The organism is Aeromonas sp. WP2-W18-CRE-05, assembly GCF_014168615.1.
Lineage (GTDB): Bacteria > Pseudomonadota > Gammaproteobacteria > Enterobacterales > Aeromonadaceae > Aeromonas > Aeromonas caviae.
Window position 1 is genome coordinate 2215026 of sequence record NZ_AP021917.1, and the last position, 26976, is coordinate 2242001.

At 54.4% G+C, this 26976-nt stretch carries 21 protein-coding genes and 2 pseudogenes; 20 read left to right on the forward strand and 3 right to left on the reverse strand.

Going from position 1 to position 26976, the window contains the following annotated elements; all coding sequences use genetic code 11:
• Positions 1 to 14: 14 nt before the first annotated feature.
• The 8 genes and pseudogenes from H7R73_RS10490 to H7R73_RS10525 all read left to right on the forward strand — a co-directional run.
• Positions 15 to 581: a hypothetical protein gene (locus H7R73_RS10490; protein WP_182951697.1), complete on the forward strand. Its 567-nt coding sequence runs from the start codon at positions 15 to 17 to the stop codon at positions 579 to 581.
• A 1-nt stretch (position 582) separates the two neighbouring features.
• Complete coding sequence (locus tag H7R73_RS10495; RefSeq protein WP_182951698.1) at positions 583 to 3891, forward strand: ATP-binding protein; 3309 nt, start codon at positions 583 to 585, stop codon at positions 3889 to 3891.
• Positions 3888 to 4490, forward strand: coding sequence for an HNH endonuclease signature motif containing protein (locus H7R73_RS10500; protein WP_182951699.1), 603 nt, complete (start codon positions 3888 to 3890; stop codon positions 4488 to 4490). Before H7R73_RS10495 ends, H7R73_RS10500 begins: the two co-directional genes overlap by 4 nt.
• Positions 4487 to 4870 (forward strand): DUF6985 domain-containing protein, encoded by a 384-nt coding sequence (locus tag H7R73_RS10505; RefSeq protein WP_182951700.1) that lies wholly within the window; start codon positions 4487 to 4489, stop codon positions 4868 to 4870. Before H7R73_RS10500 ends, H7R73_RS10505 begins: the two co-directional genes overlap by 4 nt.
• 113 nt (positions 4871 to 4983) lie before the next feature.
• Positions 4984 to 5964 (forward strand): IS5-like element IS5 family transposase, encoded by a 981-nt coding sequence (locus H7R73_RS10510; protein WP_026141915.1) that lies wholly within the window; start codon positions 4984 to 4986, stop codon positions 5962 to 5964.
• 218 nt (positions 5965 to 6182) lie between these two features.
• Positions 6183 to 7163 (forward strand): IS5-like element IS5 family transposase, encoded by a 981-nt coding sequence (locus H7R73_RS10515; RefSeq protein WP_000019402.1) that lies wholly within the window; start codon positions 6183 to 6185, stop codon positions 7161 to 7163.
• Between the two features lie 151 nt (positions 7164 to 7314).
• Positions 7315 to 7563 carry a Tn7-like element transposition protein TnsE gene (locus H7R73_RS24485; RefSeq protein WP_332107475.1) on the forward strand — a complete coding sequence of 83 codons (249 nt, stop codon included), beginning with the start codon at positions 7315 to 7317 and terminating at the stop codon, positions 7561 to 7563.
• Between the two features lie 91 nt (positions 7564 to 7654).
• Positions 7655 to 7769 (forward strand): annotated as a pseudogene (locus H7R73_RS10525) (ATP-binding protein); the annotation flags it as partial.
• Between the two features lie 290 nt (positions 7770 to 8059).
• On the opposite strand, the pseudogene H7R73_RS10530 reads toward H7R73_RS10525, so the two are convergent.
• A pseudogene (locus H7R73_RS10530) lies at positions 8060 to 8212 on the reverse strand (transposase domain-containing protein); the annotation flags it as partial.
• The gene (locus H7R73_RS10535) at positions 8169 to 8432 is read right to left on the reverse strand and encodes a transposase (protein WP_001446199.1); all 264 of its coding nucleotides are present in this window, start codon (positions 8430 to 8432) and stop codon (positions 8169 to 8171) included. The gene H7R73_RS10535 and the pseudogene H7R73_RS10530, both read right to left, overlap by 44 nt.
• 501 nt (positions 8433 to 8933) lie before the next feature.
• Between H7R73_RS10535 and H7R73_RS10545 the strand changes: the two genes are divergently transcribed.
• The 12 genes from H7R73_RS10545 to H7R73_RS10600 all read left to right on the forward strand — a co-directional run bounded on the left by H7R73_RS10545 (position 8934) and on the right by H7R73_RS10600 (position 25581).
• Positions 8934 to 9215, forward strand: a complete 282-nt coding sequence (locus H7R73_RS10545; RefSeq protein ID WP_139700477.1) for a helix-turn-helix domain-containing protein — start codon at positions 8934 to 8936, stop codon at positions 9213 to 9215.
• Positions 9216 to 9249: 34 nt separating this feature from the next.
• On the forward strand, positions 9250 to 9819 hold the full coding sequence (gene hsp20, locus H7R73_RS10550; protein WP_034126243.1) for a small heat shock protein sHSP20: 570 nt from the start codon (positions 9250 to 9252) through the stop codon (positions 9817 to 9819).
• 105 nt (positions 9820 to 9924) lie between these two features.
• Complete coding sequence (clpK, locus tag H7R73_RS10555; protein ID WP_065086370.1) at positions 9925 to 12774, forward strand: heat shock survival AAA family ATPase ClpK; 2850 nt, start codon at positions 9925 to 9927, stop codon at positions 12772 to 12774.
• Positions 12775 to 12791: 17 nt separating this feature from the next.
• Positions 12792 to 12965: a hypothetical protein gene (locus tag H7R73_RS10560; protein WP_312553988.1), complete on the forward strand. Its 174-nt coding sequence runs from the start codon at positions 12792 to 12794 to the stop codon at positions 12963 to 12965.
• Between the two features lie 55 nt (positions 12966 to 13020).
• Positions 13021 to 14904, forward strand: a complete 1884-nt coding sequence (gene ftsH / locus H7R73_RS10565) for an ATP-dependent zinc metalloprotease FtsH (RefSeq protein ID WP_139700435.1) — start codon at positions 13021 to 13023, stop codon at positions 14902 to 14904.
• On the forward strand, positions 14901 to 15341 hold the full coding sequence (trxC, locus tag H7R73_RS10570) for a thioredoxin TrxC (protein ID WP_139700425.1): 441 nt from the start codon (positions 14901 to 14903) through the stop codon (positions 15339 to 15341). Before ftsH ends, trxC begins: the two co-directional genes overlap by 4 nt.
• A gap of 155 nt (positions 15342 to 15496) precedes the next feature.
• On the forward strand, positions 15497 to 18304 hold the full coding sequence (locus tag H7R73_RS10575) for a sensor domain-containing protein (RefSeq protein ID WP_182951701.1): 2808 nt from the start codon (positions 15497 to 15499) through the stop codon (positions 18302 to 18304).
• A 219-nt stretch (positions 18305 to 18523) separates the two neighbouring features.
• Positions 18524 to 18988 carry a phosphate-starvation-inducible PsiE family protein gene (locus tag H7R73_RS10580; RefSeq protein ID WP_425888261.1) on the forward strand — a complete coding sequence of 155 codons (465 nt, stop codon included), beginning with the start codon at positions 18524 to 18526 and terminating at the stop codon, positions 18986 to 18988.
• The gene (locus H7R73_RS10585; RefSeq protein ID WP_031755014.1) at positions 18966 to 19931 is read left to right on the forward strand and encodes a zinc metalloprotease HtpX; all 966 of its coding nucleotides are present in this window, start codon (positions 18966 to 18968) and stop codon (positions 19929 to 19931) included. Before H7R73_RS10580 ends, H7R73_RS10585 begins: the two co-directional genes overlap by 23 nt.
• 24 nt (positions 19932 to 19955) lie before the next feature.
• Positions 19956 to 21107, forward strand: a complete 1152-nt coding sequence (locus tag H7R73_RS10590) for a S1C family serine protease (RefSeq protein WP_111896944.1) — start codon at positions 19956 to 19958, stop codon at positions 21105 to 21107.
• Between the two features lie 146 nt (positions 21108 to 21253).
• On the forward strand, positions 21254 to 22234 hold the full coding sequence (locus H7R73_RS10595; protein WP_232092766.1) for an IS5-like element IS5 family transposase: 981 nt from the start codon (positions 21254 to 21256) through the stop codon (positions 22232 to 22234).
• A 320-nt stretch (positions 22235 to 22554) separates the two neighbouring features.
• A complete protein-coding gene (locus H7R73_RS10600) occupies positions 22555 to 25581 on the forward strand; it encodes an STY4851/ECs_5259 family protein (RefSeq protein ID WP_182951703.1) in 3027 nt (1008 codons plus the stop codon).
• Here H7R73_RS10600 and H7R73_RS10605 read toward each other — a convergent pair.
• Positions 25511 to 26932: an IS66-like element ISKpn15 family transposase gene (locus tag H7R73_RS10605; RefSeq protein ID WP_043155065.1), complete on the reverse strand. Its 1422-nt coding sequence runs from the start codon at positions 26930 to 26932 to the stop codon at positions 25511 to 25513. The genes H7R73_RS10600 and H7R73_RS10605 overlap by 71 nt on opposite strands.
• Between the last annotated feature and the right edge of the window lie 44 nt (positions 26933 to 26976).

A 26976-nucleotide genomic window follows, 5' to 3' on the forward strand; every position in this document is an offset into this window, starting at 1 on the left:
AAGAGGAAACACTTGTGACTATAACAAATGCATTCAGAGACGCGGTTGAAAACGGTAATGTCATTGGTATCCGTATTATGCTTAAGGATAGTTTACTTGTTGATCTTTCATTCAATGAGTTCGAGGAAATGGAACGCATAGCATTATCAGATGTTTGCAATCTTTACGACAAGCATGATGGTTGTGAGTTACTCCTTAACGAGACTATGTGGGATGACAACTATATGAACGGGTTGATGGTAGATGTTGTCGATAATTTCTCTCGAGAACGGGTTGCGCATCTCAAAAAAGTAGTTCGTAAATTGCGACCAGTTCCTGCGACAACGCCATCAACTATCTCTTCAGTACAACAACATAGAGAAAATTCACAACCGAAATATCACGGCTCTCGATATCGTAGTTATCAAGAGCAGAAAGCTTGCGATCAACGGAGTGGTTTATATCGTGAAGCCAAAATAGCGGGTGGGGCAGTCATTGGTGCAGTTGTCGGGAGTGTAGTTGCAACGCCAGTGATAGGTGCAGCGGTAGGTGCAGTGGTGGGTGGGGTAATTGTCGCTGCAGCAACGAAAGGGGCTCATTAAGATGAGTGATTATACAAATCTGTCTGAAAATTCTTTAAAAAAAGAGTTAACTGACTATAACGAAAATATACCTGCGGCCATACCGGAAAGTAATGTGCCAGGTTTTGATTTGCTTCGGAGACAACTCGCTGAAGCAAGTTTACTTGTAGGTGATATTGTTTTAAAAAATTATCTTTTGCGATTGTCAGAGTTTAATGTTATTCCTCTTGATGATAGCTTGAAAAAAATAAGTGACATACGTTTATTCAAGATAAACGAAATAGTTTACCAAAATGACGAATATTCTACGTATAAGTTTGCCTCTGTATTCAATTCAGTACAGAATCTGAATTGTGGTGTGTTTATTATCGCTGATAGCGATGGAAAGAAAACTGATTTTTATATGGGGGTCCGAACGCTCGATAATAAACGTACGACTAAATCACTTAAAGATACATTAAGAAACGCTTTGGTCGGACAGTTTCCCGGTGTAAAAACGAAAGATTTGCTCGACCCTGAAGCTGAAGATTTTCTCTTAAATATTCCTTCGAAAAATATTGCAACGGTTTCTTGTGTTGCCAAAAATAAAGATGATGAGTTCAATGATAACCAAAAGTTTATTCAAGGTCTTGAGAAACTGGCGATTTCGATGCAAGGGCAGCGTTACACCGTCATAGTTTTGGCAAAAAGTACGCCTGCAGAACAATTGACTGAAACACGCCGAGCTTACGAATCCATCTACACACAGCTTTCTCCATTTACTAATATCCAGTTAAGCTATGGTACTAATACCGCGTTAAATATTTCTGATGCGTTTTCGAGCGGAATAACGACAGGCACATCACATTCGTTTAGTCAGTCTACTCAGACCGGATCAAGTTACTCGAAAGGTTCAACTACAAACGAGTCAGAAACAAAGACAGATACGAAAGAAATGCTTGCTAAGGGCATTGGCTCAGCTTTGCTGGGTGTTGCCAGTATTGTGACGGCCCCATTGACTGGCGGGGCTAGCCTTGTTGCAGCTGGTGGGATAATGGCTGGTCAAATTGGATTAAGTGCTATAAACCCAAAATCTGTAACTAGGGGTACAGGAACAAACGAAAACTATACCAAAAGCACTTCCGAAACAACGAGTGAGTCAGATTCCATCAGTGAAAGTAAGAGTGAAAACCAGACTCATACCAAAGGTGTAACTTTAGGCTCTTCCGATAATATTCAGCTTACTATGCAAAATAAATCGCTTATTAATACACTTGAGCGTATTGATTTGCAGTTGAAGCGTATGGACGAATGCGAAAGCCTCGGTATGTGGGAGTGTGCAGCCTATTTTTTATCAGATAGTCAAGAAACCGTTGAAATGGCCGCCGGTACGTATAAAGCTCTGATGAAAGGTGAAAAGTCTGGTGTCGAAACATCAGCAGTTAACTTTTGGGGGCGAGATAACATCAAACAACGACCGTTACTTCATGCGTATATCACTAATTTCATACACCCTGTTTTCGAGTATCGATCAGCATCTACTCTTGTACCAATCATGGCATCATCGCTGGTTAGTGGAAATGAATTGGCGATACAAATGGGTTTGCCAAGAAAATCAGTATGTGGTTTTCCTGTAATTGAACACGCTGATTTTGGTAAAGAGGTGATCAAGTACAATCAACAAGACAGCTCAAGCAGCTTCATTGTTGGTAAAGTGTTTAGCATGGGGCGAGAAAGTGATACCGAGGTGCGGCTTGATCGTGATTCATTGACCATGCATACATTCATCTCCGGTTCGACTGGCGCAGGAAAGAGCAATGCGATATATGAAATTCTCAATCAGTTGAGAAACGTATACGGAACTAAATTTTTGGTTGTTGAACCTGCAAAAGGTGAGTATAAAAATATATTTGGGCAGTTTTCTGATGTGCACGTATATGGAACTAACCCCAAAAAAAATAGCATGCTAAGAATAAACCCATTTCGCTTTCCTGCAGATATCCATGTGCTTGAGCACTTGGATAGACTTGTTGAACTGTTTAACGTTTGTTGGCCAATGTATGCGGCTATGCCTGCCATTTTGAAAGAGGCAATGGAAAGGGCTTATATCGCCACTGGTTGGAATATCATCGCTTCCGAAAATTCCAGGGGGGCTCTTTTCCCTAACTTTTCAGATTTATTAGAGCAAATAGAAAATGTTCTGGACGAGTCAAAATACTCTTCTGATAGCAAAGGTGATTATTCTGGTGCGCTTTGTACTCGAGTTCGTTCGCTCACGAATGGATTGAATGGACTTATTTTCTGTAGCGATGATTTGAGTGATAGAGATCTGTTCGACAAAAATGTAATCGTTGACTTAAGTAGAGTGGGGTCAACTGAAACTAAGTCTCTTATCATGGGTATGCTCGTCATAAAGCTGAATGAATATCGGATGACCTCGGGCAAGATAAATAGTCCACTTTCGCATGTTACTGTACTAGAGGAGGCTCATAACCTACTCAAGCGAACATCGACAGAACAATCTTCTGAAGGCTCTAACTTGCTTGGTAAGTCAGTAGAATTAATTGCAAATTCTATTGCTGAAATGCGTACGTATGGCGAAGGATTTATCATAGCCGATCAGTCACCTGGACTATTGGATTTGTCAGTTATTCGCAATACCAATACAAAAATTATTTTCCGTTTACCAGAACAAAGTGACAGAGAACTGGTTGGTTTAGCAGCAAGCCTTAATGATGAACAAATAAAGGAACTTTCAAGGCTTGAACGGGGTGTTGCAGCAATTTATCAAAACGACTGGGTTGAACCAGTTTTGGTGAAAGTAAGCAAATGTGAAATTGATGCCAAACATTACAACTGTGTATCAGATCTGACATTGATTGATGTGAAAAAGGTCTGGCAGCAATTGGTTTACTTCTTGATACAAGGGCGGATTCGGGAACGATTAGAGTTTGATGTGACTGAAATCGAGCGTAGTTTGGAATCGTTACAGATCACATCTAATCATCGTGATTTTATTGAAGAGCAAATCGCTGAATACAGAACAGACGGAAAATTGTCATTATGGAGCGAAGAAAACTTCAAAAAACTTGCTCGAAGATTATCAGCCTTGCTAGGCGTTCGTAGTCGTGTCGAAAAAGCTGTCATTACCGCCACGAGTAATTATGAGTTAACTGAAAAGCTATCTAGTGTGGTGAAATCTTTCATTCCTATAGCGTCAGAGCAACTTATGTTCACATTGGCTCAATGTTTTATGAAGGATTTCAGTCTTGGGGAGGTTGAGACTGAAATGCGTGAAAAAATATATAAACAGTGGATCGATGATGTCATGGATAGGAGTGTCAAGATATGAGTCCAACTGTATTAAAAGACGTTGCGGATATTAGGGTTACTCGATTTTCAGAGTGTAATCTTGGTAAGCTCAGTGATGGAAAGATTTTTTATAAACCGTTAAGTGACTATGATAAACCATTAGGCGCAGCCTGTGATAACGTCAAGCATTGCCCTGTCGATAATAAATCAGATGGCAAAGAAAACAATGGGCGATGGGATGGGGAACGGGGAGATTCAAAATGGATTCCAAATCCTGACTACATACCACAAAAAGCAAATGCCGCTGAAAAAACCTGGGGTGAAATACTTGAAAAATATGATATCGATGGAATTCGATTCAAAGATGGTGAACCAGATTTCAGCGAAATAAGTAAGGGTGATGTTGAAATAGAACCATTTTCCGACAGCCGTTCAGATAATTTTGATAAGGCTGACATTGAGTTAGCAAAGCAAAAAGGCTGTTCTCCAGAAGATGTTGCAAAATGGAGGAAGGAGAATGGATATACTTGGCATGAGTGTAAAGATATGAAAACAATGCAGAAAGTTCCAAGTGAAGTTCATAACAATATCCCGCACAGTGGCGGAATATCAGAGGCCAAGAAAGGAACAGGTGTATGATAATCAATAACGCTATTTTTGGAGAGTTAACATTTAATACTGGCTGGAAGAGTAAAACGGTCATTAGCTTGTTTGGTGTCGATTATGATGTTGTCGTTAAAATAAAGGCATATTTTGAAGCAGATGGCATTACAACAGAGCAAGAAATTGCTATCGCTGGTTTTGCTAAAAATAAATTAGTGCAACTGGATGCCATTGAGCAAGCGCTTAATGATTATGCTAATGGCGATTCTTTGAATTTGTTCGTTCCTCGGGTGTTATTGTTTAACCGAGATGGCAGTTATGCTTTACTTCTTGACGATAGTCGTGATGTGGAAGATGGAATCGCTGTGACGATCGCACCTAATATATCTGTTGTTTCACAGAACGAATATCTATAAAAAGTTTAATTTATTGGTTCATTTGTGCAGTTTGTACAGATCTAGGGAAGGTGCGAACAAGTCCCTGATATGAGATCATGTTTGTCATCTGGAGCCATGGAACAGGGTTCATCATGAGTCATCAACTTACCTTCGCCGACAGTGAATTCAGCAGTAAGCGCCGTCAGACCAGAAAAGAGATTTTCTTGTCCCGCATGGAGCAGATTCTGCCATGGCAAAACATGGTGGAAGTCATCGAGCCGTTTTACCCCAAGGCTGGTAATGGCCGGCGACCTTATCCGCTGGAAACCATGCTACGCATTCACTGCATGCAGCATTGGTACAACCTGAGCGATGGCGCGATGGAAGATGCTCTGTACGAAATCGCCTCCATGCGTCTGTTTGCCCGGTTATCCCTGGATAGCGCCTTGCCGGACCGCACCACCATCATGAATTTCCGCCACCTGCTGGAGCAGCATCAACTGGCCCGCCAATTGTTCAAGACCATCAATCGCTGGCTGGCCGAAGCAGGCGTCATGATGACTCAAGGCACCTTGGTCGATGCCACCATCATTGAGGCACCCAGCTCGACCAAGAACAAAGAGCAGCAACGCGATCCGCAGATGCATCAGACCAAGAAAGGCAATCAGTGGCACTTTGGCATGAAGGCCCACATTGGTGTCGATGCCAAGAGTGGCCTGACCCACAGCCTAGTCACCACCGCGGCCAACGAGCATGACCTCAATCAGCTGGGTAATCTGCTGCATGGAGAGGAGCAATTTGTCTCAGCCGATGCCGGCTACCAAGGGGCGCCACAGCGCGAGGAGCTGGCTGAGGTGGATGTGGACTGGCTGATCGCCGAGCGCCCCGGCAAGGTAAGAACCTTGAAACAGCATCCACGAAAGAACAAAACGGCCATCAACATCGAATACATGAAAGCCAGCATCCGGGCCAAGGTGGAGCACCCATTTCGCATCATCAAGCGACAGTTCGGCTTCGTGAAAGCCAGATACAAGGGGTTGCTGAAAAACGATAACCAACTGGCGATGTTATTCACGCTGGCCAACCTGTTTCGGGCGGACCAAATGATACGTCAGTGGGAGAGATCTCACTAAAAACTGGGAATAGCGCCTTAAATGGCGAAGAAACGGTCTAAATAGGCTGATTCAAGGCATTTACGGGAGAAAAAATCGGCTCAAACATGAAGAAATGAAATGACTGAGTCAGCCGAGAAGAATTTCCCCGCTTATTCGCACCTTCCCTAGGGAAGGTGCGAACAAGTCCCTGATATGAGATCATGTTTGTCATCTGGAGCCATGGAACAGGGTTCATCATGAGTCATCAACTTACCTTCGCCGACAGTGAATTCAGCAGTAAGCGCCGTCAGACCAGAAAAGAGATTTTCTTGTCCCGCATGGAGCAGATTCTGCCATGGCAAAACATGGTGGAAGTCATCGAGCCGTTTTACCCCAAGGCTGGTAATGGCCGGCGACCTTATCCGCTGGAAACCATGCTACGCATTCACTGCATGCAGCATTGGTACAACCTGAGCGATGGCGCGATGGAAGATGCTCTGTACGAAATCGCCTCCATGCGTCTGTTTGCCCGATTATCCCTGGATAGCGCCTTGCCGGACCGCACCACCATCATGAATTTCCGCCACCTGCTGGAGCAGCATCAACTGGCCCGCCAATTGTTCAAGACCATCAATCGCTGGCTGGCCGAAGCAGGCGTCATGATGACTCAAGGCACCTTGGTCGATGCCACCATCATTGAGGCTCCCAGCTCGACCAAGAACAAAGAGCAGCAACGCGATCCGGAGATGCATCAGACCAAGAAAGGCAATCAGTGGCACTTTGGCATGAAGGCCCACATTGGTGTCGATGCCAAGAGTGGCCTGACCCACAGCCTAGTCACCACCGCGGCCAACGAGCATGACCTCAATCAGCTGGGTAATCTGCTGCATGGAGAGGAGCAATTTGTCTCAGCCGATGCCGGCTACCAAGGGGCGCCACAGCGTGAGGAGCTGGCCGAGGTGGATGTGGACTGGCTGATCGCCGAGCGCCCCGGCAAGGTAAGAACCTTGAAACAGCATCCACGCAAGAACAAAACGGCCATCAACATCGAATACATGAAAGCCAGCATCCGGGCCAAGGTGGAGCACCCATTTCGCATCATCAAGCGACAGTTCGGCTTCGTGAAAGCCAGATACAAGGGGTTGCTGAAAAACGATAACCAACTGGCGATGTTATTCACGCTGGCCAACCTGTTTCGGGCGGACCAAATGATACGTCAGTGGGAGAGATCTCACTAAAAACTGGGAATAACGCCTTAAATGGCGAAGAAACGGTCTAAATAGGCTGATTCAAGGCATTTACGGGAGAAAAAACGGCTCAAACATGAAGAAGTGAAATGACTGAGTCAGCCGAGAAGAATTTCCCCGCTTATTCGCACCTTCCCTAGAAATAGATACCTCAGACAACCGGAAGACCATGTCAACGCGGATCATGGGCTTCAAAGCAGGTGTTGAGGCAGGAAAATGCATAGACAGGATCTTGAGGGAGACAGTGAAAGGCTCGTTGCGTTGGCCAGGCACCATGGCGAAGTACTGTGAGCCTTTGCACTCTGTGCATCACCCGAAAGAAAGCTCACCTGGGGCCAACCATGCCCGGGTGTTCGACTGGAAGCAGCGGATACGCGCGGCCCTAGGCTGATTGCAGAATACACCGCAGTTCGGCTGCGATACATCTTGTCGCGCACTGCGTGCAGCCTCCCCGAAACTGCCCGGAGCCGTGCCAAGGCGATATAGGCCCCTTGGGAGTCGGCAAGACGCATCTGGCCATCGCACTGCGCTATCGCACTGCGCTATCGGGCGGCGCAGTGCGGCATCAAGACCCGCTTCATCACTGCGGCCGACCTTGGTGCTGCAACTGGGCGCGGACCAGCGTAACCGTCCGGGCATCCCGGCTGGCTTGACCCCGCCAAGCTAAGAGATGGTGGCAGTTCGTGGATGCCGTTTCCCGGGTGCACGCGATCCGAGACCACGCGATCAAGCAGGAAAACGAGCACCTGGGCTTGCCTGACTGACCGCAGGCCGGCGACGACAAGGTGGAAAAGTTCGGCGTGTGGCTCTGGCGGCAACGATCCCGCTAAGGGCGGACGGTGCTTGAGCTGTTGAACGTAAGCGTGCGGGCAAACCGTCTTGCGCGACTATGCCGGATGCCACCTATGCGGCAGCAGCTCTGCAATCTCACTCGCCCGCTGCGTCGGCAACCGTGTCAGCACATCCTTGAGATAGGCATACGGATCGTGCCCATTATTACGGGCCGACTGGATCAAACTCATGATCGCAGCAGCGCACTTGAGCATGCGATCCCGCGCCGAGCATTTGAGAAGGCAACGGGATGAACGCTGGCTGGATAGCCGTGGTTTTCTGGGTATGCAGCCGAATCCATTTGTGGACGAGGTTGGCATTGAGGCTGTAGCCCAAGGCGATGTTTGCGATGGAGGCACCGGGTTCAGAACACTCCTGAATGACCTGGGCCTTGAAAGATTTGCTGTAGGTACGGCGCTGAGGGGGCATGGAAAATCCGCTTGATGGGCCATGGCCTTCGGCGGCGGTGTCGGGAAGGTGTGTTGGCCGGACGGATACTGTTGAACTACGCTGTCTGGGGCAACGGAAGTGTTTCGGCCCGACTCTGGAACGCGATCCGCAGCGACGACTGGGCAATTCCGCACGTTGGCCTGAGCAGCCTCGGGGAAAGCGTCGGCTGGGCGCGCCCAGACGAGTTTCCGCCAAGGAACATGCAGACGAGCAAGGGGCTGCGGGCACTCGGCTACAACGTGAGGATCGGTGTTTGATCGAGGCGCCTGTGGCACACGCAGGCTGACGAGCCAGGCGCTGTCCATGGCCTGATCAGGCCGCCCCGCTGCGCCTTGCCTGAGCAGTTGACCTGCATCAATGGGGCGGGAGATCGCTGTACATTGACTCTTGAAATTTGTCCTGGTAAGCGCAATATCTTGCAAAGTCTTGCAAGGATTTCCTTGGCCGGAACCGCAAAGCGACGCGATTGGAGAGGGTGAGATGAAAGCGCACCTACAGGTGATTTTCACGCTCGATGAATTGGCTGCGTACTTGAAAGTCGGCAAGCTGACGCTTTATCGGCTCGCCGCGCCCGGGGAAATTCCGGCTTTCAAGGTGGGCGGGACGTGGCGGTTTCGTCAAAGTGAAATCGATCAGTGGATCAATGATCAGACCCGAGCCGGAGCAAAGAAGGAGGTGATGCGCAAGCGTGAACAGCAGAAGTCATCCGAGCAGCCCGTGTCGCCTGGGCGCACTGCCCGTCGCAGCAGGCAAAGGGCTTGAGTAACTCGTTTTTCAATTTTTCTGGAGGTATGACATGGACATCGATTTCAAGAAGTTGGCTCCCTGGAACTGGTTCAAGAACGAGCAGCAAGAGCAGCAGACCGCCTCTTCCCTGCCGGTGCAGCGCAATGACCTGCCAGCGGCGAGCGGGCCAGTCAGCCCGATCCTGCAACTGCATCGCGAGATCGACCGGCTGTTCGATGACGCGTTCCGGGGCTTCGGTTTTCCGGCGCTGGCCATGCCGCGGCTGCCATCCGATTGGTCGGGCATGCTGAAGCCGGCCCTGGACATCCAGGAAACCGACAAGCAGTACAAGATTGCCCTGGAAGTGCCCGGTGTCGAGGAAAAGGACATCCAGATCACCCTCGACAACGACGTGCTGGTGGTGCGTGGCGAGAAGCGCCAGGAACAGGAGAAGAAGGAAGGTGGCTTCCACCGTGTGGAGCGCACCTACGGCAGCTTTCACCGCGCCTTGAACCTGCCTGACGACGCCAATCAGGATTCGATCAAGGCATCGTTCAAGAACGGGGTGCTCACGGTCACGATCGACAAGCGCGAGGTCAGCGCGCCGAAGCAGGGACGTTCGATCCCGATCAACAGCTGACGTCGCCGGCTCGTTCGTCACAAGAAAAACCCGGTACGAGACGAGGTGTCGCGGCTCGCGATGCCTCGTCGCCTCAACCTTGTCAACCTTCTCAGGAGCATCAGCATGGCCAGAAAACAATGCCAGGTCTGCGGCCAACCCGCCACCGTGCGGGTGGAAGCCAATCTCAACGGGCGTCACAGCACCATGCTGTTGTGCGACGACCATTACCGCCAACTGGTGCGCCAGCAAAAGCGCACCGTCTCGCCGCTGGAAGCCTTGTTCGGCTCGCGCAGCGGCCTGTTCGAGGACTTCCTCGGCAGTGACTTCTTCCGCATCGGCGACGACGCGACGCCCTTTGCCGCCGATACCGATGACGTGGTCGATGCCGTGTTTGGCGAACCCGCCGCCGCAGGTTCGGGTGCACCGCGCCGGCGCGGCAGTGGGCTGGCCAGCCGCATCAGCGAACAGTCGGAAGCCCTGCTGCAAGAGGCCGCCAAACACGCTGCCGAATTTGGCCGCTCCGAGGTGGATACCGAACATCTGCTGCTGGCGCTGGCCGACAGCGACGTGGTCAAGACCATCCTGGGTCAGTTCAAAATCAAGGTCGATGACCTCAAGCGGCAGATCGAGTCCGAGGCCAAGCGCGGGGACAAGCCGTTCGAGGGCGAGATCGGCGTGTCGCCGCGCGTGAAGGATGCGCTCAGCCGCGCCTTCGTGGCCTCCAATGAACTCGGCCATTCCTATGTCGGTCCGGAGCATTTCCTGATCGGTCTGACCGAGGAAGGCGAAGGGCTGGCCGCCAACCTGCTACGCCGCTACGGCCTGACGCCGCAGGCGCTGCGCCAACAGGTCAGCAAGGTGGTCGGCAAAGGCGCCGAGGATGGCCGCGCCGAGACGCCGACCAACACGCCAGAACTCGACAAGTATTCGCGCGACCTCACCAAGATGGCGCGCGAGGGCAAGCTCGATCCGGTCATCGGCCGTGCGCAGGAGATCGAGACCACCATCGAGGTGCTGGCCCGGCGCAAGAAAAACAACCCGGTGTTGATCGGTGAGCCCGGCGTCGGCAAGACCGCCATTGTCGAAGGACTGGCGCAGCGGATGGTCGCCGGCGAAGTGCCCGAGACGCTGCGCGACAAGCGTCTGGTGGAACTCAACATCAACGCCATGGTGGCCGGCGCCAAGTATCGCGGCGAGTTCGAGGAGCGCGTGCAGAAGGTGCTCAAGGAAGTGACCGAGCACCAGGGCGAGATGATTCTCTTCATCGATGAAGTGCACACCATCGTCGGTGCCGGCCAGGGTGGTGGCGAAGGCGGGCTGGACGTGGCCAACGTGTTCAAGCCGATGATGGCGCGCGGCGAGCTGAACCTGATCGGCGCCACCACGCTCAACGAGTATCAGAAGTACATCGAGAAGGACGCCGCGCTGGAGCGTCGTTTCCAGCCGGTGATGGTGCCCGAGCCGACGGTAGCGCAGACCATGATGATCCTGCGCGGCCTGCGCGACACCTTCGAGGCGCACCACAAGGTCAGCATCACCGAGGATGCGATCATCGCCGCCGCCGAGTTGTCGGACCGCTACATCACCGCGCGCTTTTTGCCTGACAAGGCCATCGACCTGCTTGACCAGGCGGCCGCACGCGTGAAGCTGTCGGCCACGGCTCGCCCAGTGGCCGTACAAGAGCTGGAGTCCGAACTGCACCAGTTGCGGCGTGAGCAGGACTACATGGCCTCGCGCAAGCAGTACGACAAGGCCGCCGAGCTGGGCAAGCGCATCGAGGCAAAAGAGGCCGAACTCAAGAAGCTCATCGAAGATTGGGAGCGCGAGCGCGCCTCGGGCAGCGCCGAAGTCAAGGCCGAGCATGTCGCGCAGATCGTCTCGCGCCTGACCGGCATTCCGGTCAACGAGCTGACGGTGGAAGAACGCGAGAAGCTGTTGCATCTGGAACAGCGGCTGCACGAGCGCCTGGTGGGCCAGGACGAAGCGGTGCGCGCGGTGGCCGATGCCGTGCGGTTGTCGCGCGCGGGGCTGCGCGAAGGCGGCAAGCCGGTGGCGACTTTTCTGTTCCTCGGGCCGACCGGCGTGGGCAAGACCGAGCTCGCCAAGGCGCTGGCCGAGTCCATCTATGGCGATGAAGGTGCGCTGCTGCGCATCGACATGTCCGAGTACGGGGAACGCCATACCGTGGCACGCCTGGTGGGCGCGCCTCCGGGTTATGTGGGCTATGACGAGGGCGGCCAGCTCACCGAGAAGGTGCGTCGCAAGCCCTACAGCGTGTTGCTGCTGGACGAGATCGAGAAGGCTCACCCCGACGTCTACAACATCCTGCTGCAGGTGTTCGACGACGGGCGGCTCACCGACGGCAAGGGCCGGGTGGTGGATTTCACCAATACCATCATCATCGCCACCTCGAACTTGGGCTCGGACATCATCCAGCGTCGGCTGAAGGCCCGTAGCGCCGCCGGCGAGGAATACGAGAAGACCAAGTCCGAGGTGATGGACGTGCTGCGCGGACACTTCCGCCCCGAGTTCATCAACCGCATCGACGAGATCATCGTCTTCCATGCGCTGGGCAAGGAGGAGATCCGCCATATCGTCGGCCTGCAGCTCGATCGTGTGGCCCGCAACGCCGCCAGCCAGGGCGTGACGCTGACCTTCGATCAGACCTTGATCGACCACTTCGCGGAGGAAGGCTACAAGCCCGAGTTCGGCGCGCGTGAGCTCAAGCGGTTGATCCGCAGCGAGCTGGAGACGGCACTAGCGCGCGAGATGCTGGGTGGCGGTATCGGCAAGGGCGATCACGCCAGCGCCCGCTGGGACGACAAGGCCGAACGGGTGGTGTTCGAACGCCATGAGTCACCGCAGACTCCGGCCGAGCCAGAGCAGCCGGATGCCGCGAAGGCGGCCGAGGCGCCGCATGGCGACGCGGGTAAGGGCTCTCGCAAGAAGAAGTCGGCGAGCGACGCGTCTTAATGTTGGGAGAGGCTGCCGTGTCCGATCCCATCGGCCTGGCATGGGCAGCCTCCCTGGCCTCGATCGCGGTGGCGGTCGTGGCCGCGGGTCACGCGGTCGTCTACAAGCGTGATCCGCGGTCGGCCACGCCGTGGGGGCTGCTCATCAGCGGCGGCACTGCCCTCCCGCTCGCTGGCCATCCGTTTGCGTGACGGCGCAGCCCGTCTGTTCACCTGATGGCGACTCGACTTTCGAGGAACACGGCCCATGGAAAAAAAGAATCAATGGAATACCGGCTACTGGATCGTTGCCCTCCTGCTGTTGTTGAGTTTGCAGAGCTACTGGCAGACGGCGAAAACCGTCGAGCCGGTGCCCTACAGCGAGTTCGAGAAGGCGCTGGCCGAGGGTCGCGTCGCCGAAGTGCTGGTGTCGGACCGCACGGTCACCGGGCGCCTGAAATCGCCGGACAGCCGGGGCAAGACCACTATCGTGGCCACCCGTGTCGAACCCGACCTGGCCGAGCGGCTGTCCAAGTACGACGTGCCCTATGCGCGGGTGGTGGAAAGCACTTGGCTGCGTGATGTGCTGTCCTGGATTCTGCCGGCGGTGGCCTTCTTCGGCGTCTGGTTCTTCCTGTTCCGCCGCTTCGCCGAGAAGCAGGGCATGGGTGGCTTCCTGAGCATCGGCAAGAGCCGTGCCAAGGTATTCATGGAGAAGAACACTGGCGTGACCTTTGCCGATGTCGCTGGCGTCGATGAAGCCAAGGCGGAGTTGGTTGAGATCGTCGATTTCCTCAAGAATCCGCAGGAGTATGGACGGCTCGGGGCGCGCATTCCCAAGGGCGTGTTGCTGGTCGGCCCACCGGGCACCGGCAAGACATTGCTGGCCAAGGCTGTTGCCGGCGAGGCGGCGGTGCCCTTCTTCTCCATCTCCGGATCAGAGTTTGTCGAGATGTTCGTCGGCGTGGGTGCGGCCCGTGTGCGCGACCTGTTCGAGCAGGCCCGCGGGCAGGCGCCGGCCATCATCTTCATCGACGAGCTCGATGCGCTGGGCCGCGCGCGCGGCGTCGGCGGCCCCATCGGCGGCCACGACGAGCGCGAGCAGACCCTCAACCAGCTGCTCACGGAGATGGACGGCTTCGACAGCTCGGTCGGGCTGATCATCCTCGCCGCCACCAACCGCCCCGAAATTCTCGACCAGGCGCTGCTGCGCGCCGGTCGCTTCGACCGTCAGGTGCTGGTGGACCGTCCCGACAAGAAAGGTCGCCTGGATATCCTGAAGGTCCATGTCAAGAAGATCACCCTGGCCCACGGTGTAGATCTGGAACAGGTGGCGGCGCTGACCACCGGCTTTTCCGGCGCTGATCTGGCCAATCTCGTGAACGAAGCAGCGCTGAACGCGACGCGGCGCAAGGCGCAGGCTGTGGAACTGCAAGACTTCACCGCCGCCATCGAGCGCATCGTGGCCGGCCTGGAAAGGAAGAACCGTGTGCTCAATCCGAAGGAGCGGGAAACCGTGGCCTATCACGAGATGGGGCATGCGCTGGTGGCGATGGCGCTGCCCGGCACCGATCCGGTACACAAGATTTCAATCGTTCCGCGTGGCATCGGTGCACTCGGCTACACCCTGCAGCGGCCCATCGAAGACCGATTTCTGATGACACGTGCCGACCTGGAGCACAAAATCGCCGTGCTCCTGGGAGGGCGCGCGGCTGAGAAGCTCGTGTTTGGCGAGCTGTCCACAGGGGCTTCAGACGATCTCGCGCGGGCCACCGACATCGCCCGCGACATGATTACGCGCTTCGGCATGGATGAGGGCTTGGGGTACGTTGCTTTTGAGGCACAGAGGCCGCGTTTTCTTGATGCGCCTGAACTGGTACAGGGTGGCTGCCGGGTAGCCGAATCGACTCAGACACGCATCGACCAAGCCATCCGTGACATCGTGATGGGTGTGTTTGATCGTGCATACCGAATTCTCGAAATTAACCGAGAAGTGCTGGAGCGGTGCGCGCGCGAACTGCTCGCACGGGAAACGCTGGATGAATACAGCATCCGGCAACTGACGCAAGGGCTACAGCTCGAATCCCCATGTCACAGCGGCCCAACTGCCGGAGCCATTACTTCCTCTGTGTCCCAAGGAGCCACCTCATGAGTGACAGCATTCATATCGTCTGCCCACACTGCCAATCCATCAATCGCGTGCCAGCCAACAAGTTGGCAGAGAAGCCCAATTGCGGGCGGTGCCAGCACCCGCTGTTCACCGGAGAGCCCATTGATCTGACCACAGCGACCTTCGCCCGTCATCTGGAGCGCAGTAACCTGCCGCTGCTGGTTGACTTTTGGGCGCCGTGGTGCGGACCGTGCAAGATGATGGCGCCGCAGTTCGAGCAGGCAGCCTCCCTGCTTGAACCCAAGGTGAGGTTGGCCAAGGTAAATACCGAGGCCGAGCCTCACCTGGCCGCCCAGTTCGGTATTCGCAGCATTCCAACCCTGATTTTGTTCCGAGGGGGACATGAGGTTGCACGTCAGGCGGGCGCCATGGGCGCGCAGGACATTATGCGCTGGGTGACATCCCGCTTGCCGCAATGACCCGGCGCGAACCACCCTGCTTATCAGTTGTTCGATCCTTGAAGAGAGTGCGTAGCCGCGATGCATAGAGACCCTAACCACACAATCTTTGACGAAATGCGCTCCGAGTTGCAGAAACTTTGGAACCTCTGTTTCACCCATAAGGAGCGTCACCTTTGAACGAGACGCCTCAAACCTCAGCCCGACACTGTGACCAGATTAACCAGAATGCCCATTCTGGCAGTTGGCATCTCGATCTTGGCTCGCAACTCCTCACTTGCTCCGATGAAGCCTGCCGCGTGCTCGGCCTGGATGTTGGTGCGCCAATAGCCTTCGAGCGATTCCTGCAGTGCATTCACCCTGAAGACCGCCCCCTCTTCGATAGGGCATGGGATGCTGCCATGTGCGGAAAGTCCCTTGATCTGCGGTGTCGCATCGTCAGCGGAGGGCAGGTTCGCTGGATACACCTGCGGGCAACATTCAAGGGCGACGCCTCTGGTCGACCCAGAGCGGCAGACGGGACGGTAGAGGACATCACCGATCTCAAGAGGGTCGAGCAGGCGCTGAACGCTATGCGCCGACAGCGAGAAGAGTTGGCCAGCCACGTTCCCGGTATGCTTTACCAATACCGTCTTCGTCCGGACGGCAGCTCGCACTTCCCTTATGCCAGCGCGAGGATACAGGAAATATACGGGGTTGCACCGGAGGATGTTGTTGAAGATGCCACGCCTGCGTTCGCTGCGCTCCATCCTGAAGACCGCGACCGTGTGCATGAAACCATACGGGCGTCGGGGCAGTCACTCGCGCTTTGGCATGACGAGTACCGAGTGCAGTTTCCAGACGGTCGGGTGATCTGGGTCGAAGGCGAGGCGTCGCCTGAAGCCATGCCTGATGGGAGCATCCTCTGGCACGGCTATATCCATGATGTCACCTCACGCAGAATATCCGCGGAAGAGCTTCGCCTTGCGGCTAAAGTTTTTGAGCACGCAGGAGAGGGCATCCTCGTTACCGACGCTCAAGGCCACATAGTCAACGTCAATTGGGCGTTTTCCGTGATCACTGGTTATGCGCGGGAGGAAGTAATGGGTCAGACACCTCGTCTGCTCGAGTCCGATCGCTATGACGATGAGTTCTATCAGACCGTTTGGCAGGCTCTGCGTGAGCACGACTATTGGCACGGAGAGCTCTGGTGCCGACGCAAGAACGGCAGTCAGTTTGCCGCGCTGCTGACGATCAGTGCAGTCCCGGATACGCGGGGCAATATCGAGCATTACGCAGCCATGTTTTCCGACATCACAGGGCTGAAGGAGAACCAGCAACAGCTTGAACGCGTTGCTCATTACGACCTGCTCACCGGCTTGCCCAATCGACTATTGCTTGGAGACCGCCTTAAGCAGGCCATTCGTCAGACACGTCGGCGTGGCATGCACCTGGCGGTTGTCTTCATCGATCTGGATGAATTCAAGAAGGTCAACGACCAGCACGGCCACGGAGTCGGCGACAAATTGCTTTCCGTCCTGTCCAGGCGTATGGCGCAGGTGTTGCGCGAAGACGATACCTTGGCCCGTCTTGGTGGTGATGAGTTTGTCGCTATTCTGGTCGACCTGCCGGATATTTCCGTCAGCGTACCGATTCTCGATCGCCTGATCGAGGTGGCTGTACAGCCCGTACCGATTGGTGACGCACTGTGCGAGGTGAGCGCGAGTATCGGTGTGAGCTACTACCCGCAAGGCGAAGATATCGACGCCGACCAACTGCTGCGGCAGGCAGATCAGGCTATGTATCGTGCCAAGCAAGCCGGCAAGAATCGATATCACGTTTTCGATACGGAGAAGGATTGTACTCTGTGCACCCGTCACGAAGGATTTGACAGCATAAAGAATGCACTTGCCAATGGGCAGTTTCTGCTTTATTTCCAACCTAAGGTCAACATGCGCACCGGTGAGGTGCTGGGCGCCGAAGCCTTGATCCGCTGGCAACATCCGACGCGTGGCTTGTTATCTCCTGCCTCCTTCATACCCATCATTGAGAACCATCCGCTCGGGATTGACGTGGGGGAATGGACCATCGAGGCTGCGCTGACCCAGATCGAAGTTTGGCGCAAGGCCGGCCTTCATGTCCCGATCAGCGTGAATATCGGTGCGCGGCACTTGCTGCAACCGGACTTCATCATGCATCTACGGGGTATGTTGTCACGACATCCCGGCGCCCAGCCGCAAGACCTTGAACTGGAAATCCTCGAAACCCGCGCCGTGGAGGACTTCGTTCAAGTGTCTCAGTTGATGGCGCTGTGCGAGAGGATGGGATTGCGTTTTGCCCTCGACGATTTCGGCAGCGGCTATTCATCGCTGACCTATCTGAAGCGCCTGCCCGCGCACCTGCTCAAGATCGACCAAGGTTTTATACGCGGCATGCTCGAGGATCCGGACGATATCGCCATCCTCGATGCGCTACTGGCACTGGCAAGCTCGTTTGGCAGGAACTGCATCGCGGAGGGAGTCGAATCCATTCAGCATGGTGAAATGCTGCTGCGTATGGGATGCGAGTGGGGTCAGGGCTATGCCATCGGGCATCCGATGCCAGCGCATGAATTCGAGCAATGGCTACACACCTGGCAGGTACCCTTATCCTGGAAGGGATTCAAACCTGACAGTCGCTCCGCGCTGCCCGTGCCGTTCACATACGCCGACCACCGGGTCTGGATTTCCCAGATGATCGACTATCTGTCAGGCAAGGCCCAAGTGCCCCCTCAATCCGAAACACTCCAATACTGGCGGGATCAAAGTGGCCGCCCTACGTTCTTCGGCAAGGATCCTGATGATCAGGTCGATGTCCTGCATCAGAGCATCCAGCAGTTAGCGCACACCCTGAGTGAAATGAAAAATGCCGACCGTGTCGAGGCATTGAGGGCTGGCATCGACAAGTTGCAACGTTTGCAGGCGGATCTGCTGGGATTGCTGCCGCCAGACCAGAAGCCGAATTGATGCCATGCATGGAACAAAGGTTTGACGTGCAAGAGGCTGATCCACCCATCGGCGGCGCCACGGACGTGCAGGACGTTATGCGCTGGGTGGCTTCGCAATTGCCCCGGCAATCCAGGTGTAATCGAGTCGTCTTCTCGGACTCCCCGTTCCATTAACGTTTCATTGAAAGAGAGAGCAACGCTTATGCATAAAGAATCTGGCCACACGACCCTTGACGAGATGCGCTCCCAGTGGCGGTTGATGACGGTTTACGAGCGCTTCGAGCAGGTCGTCGCCCTCGTTCTGTCGGCGATAATTGCCGTCATCATCGTGGTGTCGCTGTTCCAGCTCATCGCCATCGTCTTCACGCTGCTGGTCCTCGATGCCTTCAATCCCCTGGATCACAAGGTATTCCAGAGTGTGTTCGGCATGATCATGACGCTCTTGATCGCGATGGAGTTCAAGCATTCCATCGTGCGCGTGGCGCTGCGTCGGGACAGCATCATCCAGGTCAAGACCGTGATCCTCATCGGCCTGATCGCGCTGGCACGCAAGTTCGTGGTCCTCGACCCCGACACGAGTCCCGCCAAAATCGCCGCGCTGGCAGGCGCCACACTGGCGCTTGGTACCACTTACTGGCTGCTGCGCGATCGCGACGACCGCGCCGCCGAGACATCTGAGCATGACCCGTCATCATCCCAGTGACCCGCGCGCGGCGTTGTTGCAACACCGCTGGCTCAACCGCCTGCAGACCGGGCTGTTGGTCCTGGCCCTGGTCGGGATCGCAGCCGCCGCAGGAAGCCTGCTGTTCGGGGAAAGCGGCCTGTGGCTCGCGCTGTTTGCCGTTGCAGGCACGCTGCTGCTGGAGCCGGCAGCCGCGTCGGCGCTGACCCTGCGCCTGTATCGCGCGCGGGCACTGCACCCGCACGAAGCCCCGGAAATTTGGGCTCTGTTGCGCGAGCTGTCCGCCCGTGCCGGTTTGCCCGCCACGCCGGTGCCGCACTACGTGCCCAGTGCCGTCGTCAACGCCTTCGCCACCGGCTCCAAGCAGCATGCATCGATCGCCCTCACCGATGGCCTGCTGCGCAACCTGAGTTCGCGCGAACTGGCGGGTGTGCTCGCGCACGAGGTCGCGCACATCGCTAATGAGGATCTGCGTGTCATGGGGCTGGCGGATTCCGTCAGTCGCCTCACGAGCCTGCTAGCGATGGTCGGACAGATCGCTATTGTGTTCAGCTTGCCCGCACTGCTGGCCGGCGCGGTGGCGGTCAATTGGCCTGGACTGCTTCTGCTGATCGCCTCGCCCCAGCTGGCCCTACTCGCACAGCTCGGCCTGTCTCGCGTGCGTGAGTTCGATGCTGACCGCCTCGCGGCGGAACTGACGGGCGACCCGCACGGGCTGGCGTCCGCGCTGGCGAAAATCGAGCGGGTCAGCCGCTCCTGGCGTGCCTGGCTGCGGCCGGGATGGGGCAATCCCGAGCCTTCCTGGTTGCGCACCCATCCGGCAACGCAAGATCGTATCTCACGCCTGCTGACGTTGGCGCCTGGACCCGTAACAGCCTTGCCGTTTCACGCGCCCCATTTCTTGCCGGAATCCGCTGTGACGCCGCGCCCGCCGCGCTGGCGCCCGAGCGGGCTATGGCGCTGATTGCCTATCAACAGGAGACTTCTCATGGCCTACCCTGACCCGTACCCACGCCCCGCACCGGATCCCTTCATCCGGCGCTGGCTCGTCATCACTGCGTGCGTTGCAGCACTCATGCTGTTCTGGCAGTTCCTGCCCGCCATCGAAGCCTGGTTCAGCCCGCGCCAAGCCGCTGAGCGCACCGTCACGCCGCGTGGCGATCTGGCCGCTGACGAACAGGCCACCATCGAACTGTTCGAAAAATCACGCGCCTCGGTGGTCTACATCACCACCGCGCAGCTGGTGCGCGACGTCTGGACGCGCAATGTCTTCTCCGTGCCGCGTGGCACCGGCTCGGGCTTCATCTGGGACGACGCCGGCCACGTCGTCACCAACTTCCACGTTATCCAGGGCGCGTCCGAAGCCACGGTCAAACTCGCCGATGGCCGCGACTACCAGGCCGCGCTGGTGGGGGCGAGCCCAGCGCACGACATCGCCGTGCTCAAGATCGGCGTCGGTTTCCAGCGCCCGCCCGCCGTTCCGGTCGGCACCAGCGCAGACCTCAAGGTGGGACAAAAGGTGTTCGCCATCGGCAACCCCTTCGGCCTGGATTGGACACTCACCACCGGCATCGTCTCGGCGCTTGACCGCACCCTTTCCGGCGACGCCAGTGGCCCGGCCATTGACCACCTGATCCAGACCGACGCCGCTATCAACCCCGGCAATTCCGGTGGCCCGCTGCTCGATTCGGCTGGGCGGCTGATCGGCATCAATACCGCCATCTACAGTCCGTCTGGCGCCTCGGCCGGCATCGGCTTTGCGGTGCCGGTCGATACCGTCATGCGCGTGGTGCCGCAACTCATAAAGACCGGCAAGTACATCCGTCCGGCGCTGGGCATCGAGGTGGATGAGCAGCTCAACGCGCGTCTGCAGGCGCTGACCGGCAGTAAGGGCGTATTCGTATTGCGCGTGACGCCGGGCTCGGCGGCGCACAGGGCCGGGCTCGTCGGCGTCGAGGTCACCGCAGGCGGCATCGTGCCCGGCGATCGCGTTATCAGCATCGACGGTATCGCCGTCGACGACGTCACTACATTACAGGCCCGGCTAGACGACAAGAACGTTGGAGATGTTGTGGTCTTGTTAGTGGAGCGGGCCGGCAAGACTCGCGAGATGCTTGTGGAACTACAACCGGGAGTTTGATGGAAAGTGGGTCATGGATCTGCACAGCGAAGCAGCCAAGCGACTTCAGCCTTGCGCCGAACTACGAGCCCTAGCTAGGGAAGGTGCGAACAAGTCCCTGATATGAGATCATGTTTGTCATCTGGAGCCATGGAACAGGGTTCATCATGAGTCATCAACTTACCTTCGCCGACAGTGAATTCAGCAGTAAGCGCCGTCAGACCAGAAAAGAGATTTTCTTGTCCCGCATGGAGCAGATTCTGCCATGGCAAAACATGGTGGAAGTCATCGAGCCGTTTTACCCCAAGGCTGGTAGTGGCCGGCGACCTTATCCGCTGGAAACCATGCTACGCATTCACTGCATGCAGCATTGGTACAACCTGAGCGATGGCGCGATGGAAGATACTCTGTACGAAATCGCCTCCATGCGTCTGTTTGCCCGGTTATCCCTGGATAGCGCCTTGCCGGACCGCACCACCATCATGAATTTCCGCCACCTGCTGGAGCAGCATCAACTGGCCCGCCAATTGTTCAAGACCATCAATCGCTGGCTGGCCGAAGCAGGCGTCATGATGACTCAAGGCACCTTGGTCGATGCCACCATCATTGAGGCACCCAGCTCGACCAAGAACAAAGAGCAGCAACGCGATCCGCAGATGCATCAGACCAAGAAAGGCAATCAGTGGCACTTTGGCATGAAGGCCCACATTGGTGTCGATGCCAAGAGTGGCCTGACCCACAGCCTAGTCACCACCGCGGCCAACGAGCATGACCTCAATCAGCTGGGTAATCTGCTGCATGGAGAGGAGCAATTTGTCTCAGCCGATGCCGGCTACCAAGGGGCGCCACAGCGCGAGGAGCTGGCCGAGGTGGATGTGGACTGGCTGATCGCCGAGCGCCCCGGCAAGGTAAGAACCTTGAAACAGCATCCACGCAAGAACAAAACGGCCATCAACATCGAATACATGAAAGCCAGCATCCGGGCCAAGGTGGAGCACCCATTTCGCATCATCAAGCGACAGTTCGGCTTCGTGAAAGCCAGATACAAGGGGTTGCTGAAAAACGATAACCAACTGGCGATGTTATTCACGCTGGCCAACCTGTTTCGGGCGGACCAAATGATACGTCAGTGGGAGAGATCTCACTAAAAACTGGGGATAACGCCTTAAATGGCGAAGAAACGGTCTAAATAGGCTGATTCAAGGCATTTACGGGAGAAAAAATCGGCTCAAACATGAAGAAATGAAATGACTGAGTCAGCCGAGAAGAATTTCCCCGCTTATTCGCACCTTCCCTAGGAATGCCTGTTCGACAGGCACTGAACTAATCCAGGAAAAGCCGCTGGGGAACTGCTGCTTGGTGGATGAATTGATCAACAACGCCGATTTGAAGTGACATTGCTATCTCAATGTGAAGTAAGTCACTCTGGGGCTGGTTTATGTTAATTTTATGTTCTTGGGGTGTGTGAATGTTGATAAATCCATTGTTTAGTTTTTTGAATGATTTTATTTCTGAACGGGGTTTATCAGCACCTGATGGGCGAGCCATCTATGCATATCGGTGTAGTGATACTGAATTTTCTCAACTTGGTATTCTTTTGCGTACACATGCGCCGAGGAAAACAACAAAATTCATATTCATGAATTACACTGATGTTTTGTTCGTTCTTTATGCATCAGAGTACATCCGCCGTAATCATGTTGAAGGCCATCCTAAATGGGATGGGATCGTTGATTCAATCAGTTGGGGGCAGGTACCCACACCACTTTTGTACAAAAAGACCACTGATGGTATCCGATTCTGGAAGCGAGATATTAGAAGTATTGGGCACGCTTTAGGTTACTTACATACACTTGCATGCGAAGGTGGTTTGCCGATAAGAATGATTGAGAACGAAAGTGGATATTTAATAAACTACTTCCGCGGTATATATTCTGAAATAAAAGGTCAGCATGGTAATCGGCCAGCACTTGATATTGCCAAGGTTCTAGGTTGTAACATTCCTGCAACCATGCAGAATGATCTAGTATATGAAGTGGCTGGAGAGTTTTGTCATACCTTACACACCTTGTTAAGTCAGCAAGGCGGATCTGGTATGACATCATTGAATTTACTACGTAAAAATATTCCTGAATGGTATAAAAAGCTACCATTGGTTCTACCAGAAGAAAGTGCCTTAGATATTGTCAAGAAAATTCTATCTGTCGATGAAAGTGGTGTCGCGGGCACCCAGTTGTTTAGAGTGGAACGTCATTGGGTAGCAAGTGACGGCAGCTGGTATTGTGATGCAAAATTTCGCATTCCTAGAACGTTACGTACAGAGCAGATTACTGATCTGTTTGAGTGTAAAATAAATTCCAATCAATCACGATTAATACTATCTGCACAGTGGCAGAGTGGATGTGCACGTTTAGCACTGCTAACAAAAACAGAAGATCAACTCTGGCGAGTTGAGACATTGCCAGCAGCGGGAAAACCATTAACCGGTTCAGCAGCACTACAAAACATCATAGTGACCCTTCATGAGGGGCCGTGTTTGTTAGGGCAGGGTACACCGAAAGGTGGTGTGGCCTTGAACGAAGATATGCCATGGGTATTTGAGTCAATCAATGATAGTAATACTTCACTGCGCTTGATTGGGTGTGGGTCTGTCAACTCTACCAAAAGTACTTTGTTTGTTTCATTGCCAGAAAATAGCCATCTTGACCTTTCTGGTGATGGTGATTTTGACGTGCCACAACAGATAAATAATAGCGGCCGATACCTGACAAAAATAAGAGGCTCATTTAACATTGTACTGCAGGATGGTGCTGTATGTAATATTAGCTCGGGACAGGAAGTTGATGCAGTTACCGAATATTATATTAAGCCTACGGAAGTTCTTAATATTAAATCAAATTATCCTATCCATCGTTCTTATCCTAAAATTGCATGGAAGAATGAGTTAGGCATCGGTCTGGTTCCTGAGCAGGAAATTATTTGGCGTCCAATTAAGTTAGGTAGCACCTCTTGGAATAGCATGAAAAATGCTATGCCCAAGGGACAAGTAGAGGTTCGGCATGTTGTGGGAGAACAGGTGTGTTTTAGTGGGCGAGTGGTCATTTTGCCTGCGGATTTTGATATTCAATTTGTTCCTCTAAACGCTCAGCAAGGCAGTATTATTCTGACTGGTGTTCAACAAGCTAAAGTTGAACGTTATCAGAATAACTCAAATGAAACTGTAAAGTCAGATTTGTTGTTAAATTCTATTGAAGTGCAATGCGACACCAATTTATCAAATAACGGCAATGTTGACCTTAGAGTTCATTGGACTGATGGTTGCTACTTGAAATTGTTGTTGCCATTGCCAGTAGCTGGAGGGCGGTTTGTTAATGCCACTGGTGATGTTTATTTTCAAGGATTGGCATCTGTCAATGCAATGCATGGTGTTGTGGCCGATCAGTCGGCAATTGATAGTAATGGAAACGCATTTATTAATCTGGTGTTAAGATCTTCTAGTCCTCTATCTACTAAACATCAAATGCTATACGTTGATGTTCCACTGGTAGGTGGAAGTGTTTCATCGCACAAACAGCTTTCTCTGTATGAACGTATGGGCTTGCTGAGATCTATTCTAGCCAGTTCTTGTTCTATCGACGATTATATTCAAGTTGAGATGTACTCTGATAATCATGGTCGTGATCCATCGACAATAAAAATTCAACGCTATGATGGCTGTTTTATCAATAAAAATGATCATCTTCAAATTGATCTCGAGGGTGCTATTACATTCCCATTAACGCGTCGCAATGAGGTGATCGTTAAAGCAGTTTCACTTAAAAACATAAGCAACGTCCCAATTTCATTGAGTCAAGATGTATTGGGATATAATCTTGACTCTTTGCATGATTCCGATGCACCGTGGTTGGTATTTGGTATCTTGGATGATGCTATTCGTATTCAGCCCATACTGCTCGGTTCTTCTATACAATATGAAGAGGCAAGCCCATTGTTGAACGCATTATGTTCTATGGGGACAAAAGAGTATCACCGTGTAATCCATGGCGTGTTATCTAGTATCGAGTCTAACCCGTTCCACGCTGATTTTTATGAGTTAGCTCAACTGATGAAAGCATATAAAGCCAATCATGATTTGCCACTTTTGCTAATAGGTTTATTCCGTGAGCTGCGTAATTACCCGGTCGTGTTGGTACAGTTGCTGATCGCTGCATCCTTTGCAAGTGACTTTGAATCTGTCTACACCTATCAGGATGAGTTGCCATTCTCATGGGGCTGGATCCCCGAGCCAGTTTGGTGTACTGCCTTTGACCAGGCGATGGACGCATTGGCCGAGAAAATGGGCAACCCAATGCTGGCACAACAGGTCATGCTGCCATTTTTGAACCAACTGATTAAGACGTCCATGATAGATAGACGGTATCTATTCACCAGGACGGGGTTGACGGCATCAGTTCTGCCGGGATGGGATAATCTGTCTTCTCGATGCACGCCCTGACCACGGCCCTCAACCACTCCTGTGGGCAGCGGCCCAATCGCTTGCCGGTCTCCACCAACGACAGGATGCGCTGGCGAAACAGCTCGCCCCGGTGAGACCACACGCCGTAGCTACCCTTGCGCCAGAGCACATAGCCACGCAGCGCCCGCTCCGCCTCGTTGTTGGTCAGCGCTATTTCGTCGTCAGTCATAAACCGCCACAGCATCTCGTCATCCCGCAGCAGCAACTGGCATCGTCCACGGTAGCGTTTGCTGCACAACAGGGCGCCGCGCTCCAACTGGCTTCGCCAGCTTTGCCGGTAACGCGCGAGCCTGCGCAGGTATTTCTGCTTGCTCAACGCACCGCTTTCCCAACGGTGCCGGGTACGAAACACCGCATCCGCCAGCAAGACCAACCGGGCACCGATGGGCTGGTTGCACTGCTCGCTACTCTCGGCGATGGCCGCGAGATTGCGGGCCACGTGGGCCCAGCACAGTTGCCGCTGGTCGGCGTCGATAAACCGGTAGCCGGCGTACTGGTCGGTCACCAGCACCCCGTCAAACTCGGCGCCCAGCAGCCGCTTGGCCGCCTCCTGACCACGGCCATAGGCCGTCATGAAGCAGACGGCTATCTTGCTCAGCGCCAGCCACATCCAGCGGCGCTCTCCACCCCGCTGATGCCGGGTCTCATCGGCATGAACGTGGGTGGCCGTCTGCACCTGCTGCTTGATGGCCTGGTAGGTCGGGGTGAGCATGGCACTCACCCGCCCCTGCGCCTCACTGATGGCGCCCCGGCTAAAACTCAGGCCGAAATGCTGTTTGAGCTGCTGCTGTATCTGGCTGACGCTCTGGTGAAACTGGCCGCTTTGCAGCGCGATGTAGCTGAGCAGATTGGCCCCCATCTGGCTGCTGCTGACGTTGTCTGGCAGTGCGGCCTGGGTCGTGCCGATACACCGTGAGCAGGTCGCACGATACAGTTGGTGTTCGGTGACGAGATAGCTCACCTCGGGCAGCTCGAACACCTGATGAACCTGATAGGGTTTGGCATGGGCCACCATGTCCCCGCCACAGCAAGCGCAATCGGCGGCAGGGTAATGCGGGACCAGGGTCAGGCGGGCATCAAGCGGATGCCGCTCGCGGCGATGTCCCTTGTGACCGGGCTGCGCCCCCCGTTGCTTGCCGGACGCCGGACGCTTGCGGGCCGGCGGCGGTGCACCGGGGCCGTCGCTGGAAGGCGGCTTGGAGGAGTTGCCGCTGTGCTGATTGAGGCGGTCCTCCAGCTCGGCGATGCGGTCGAGGAGCTTATAAATCAGCTCGTTGGCCTGCTCCAGAGTGGTGGGCATTCCCGCGGAATGCATGGTGTTTTTGCTCATGGGGGGAGCGTATCTAAGGAGCAGGATCAAGCAAGCAGGAAAGT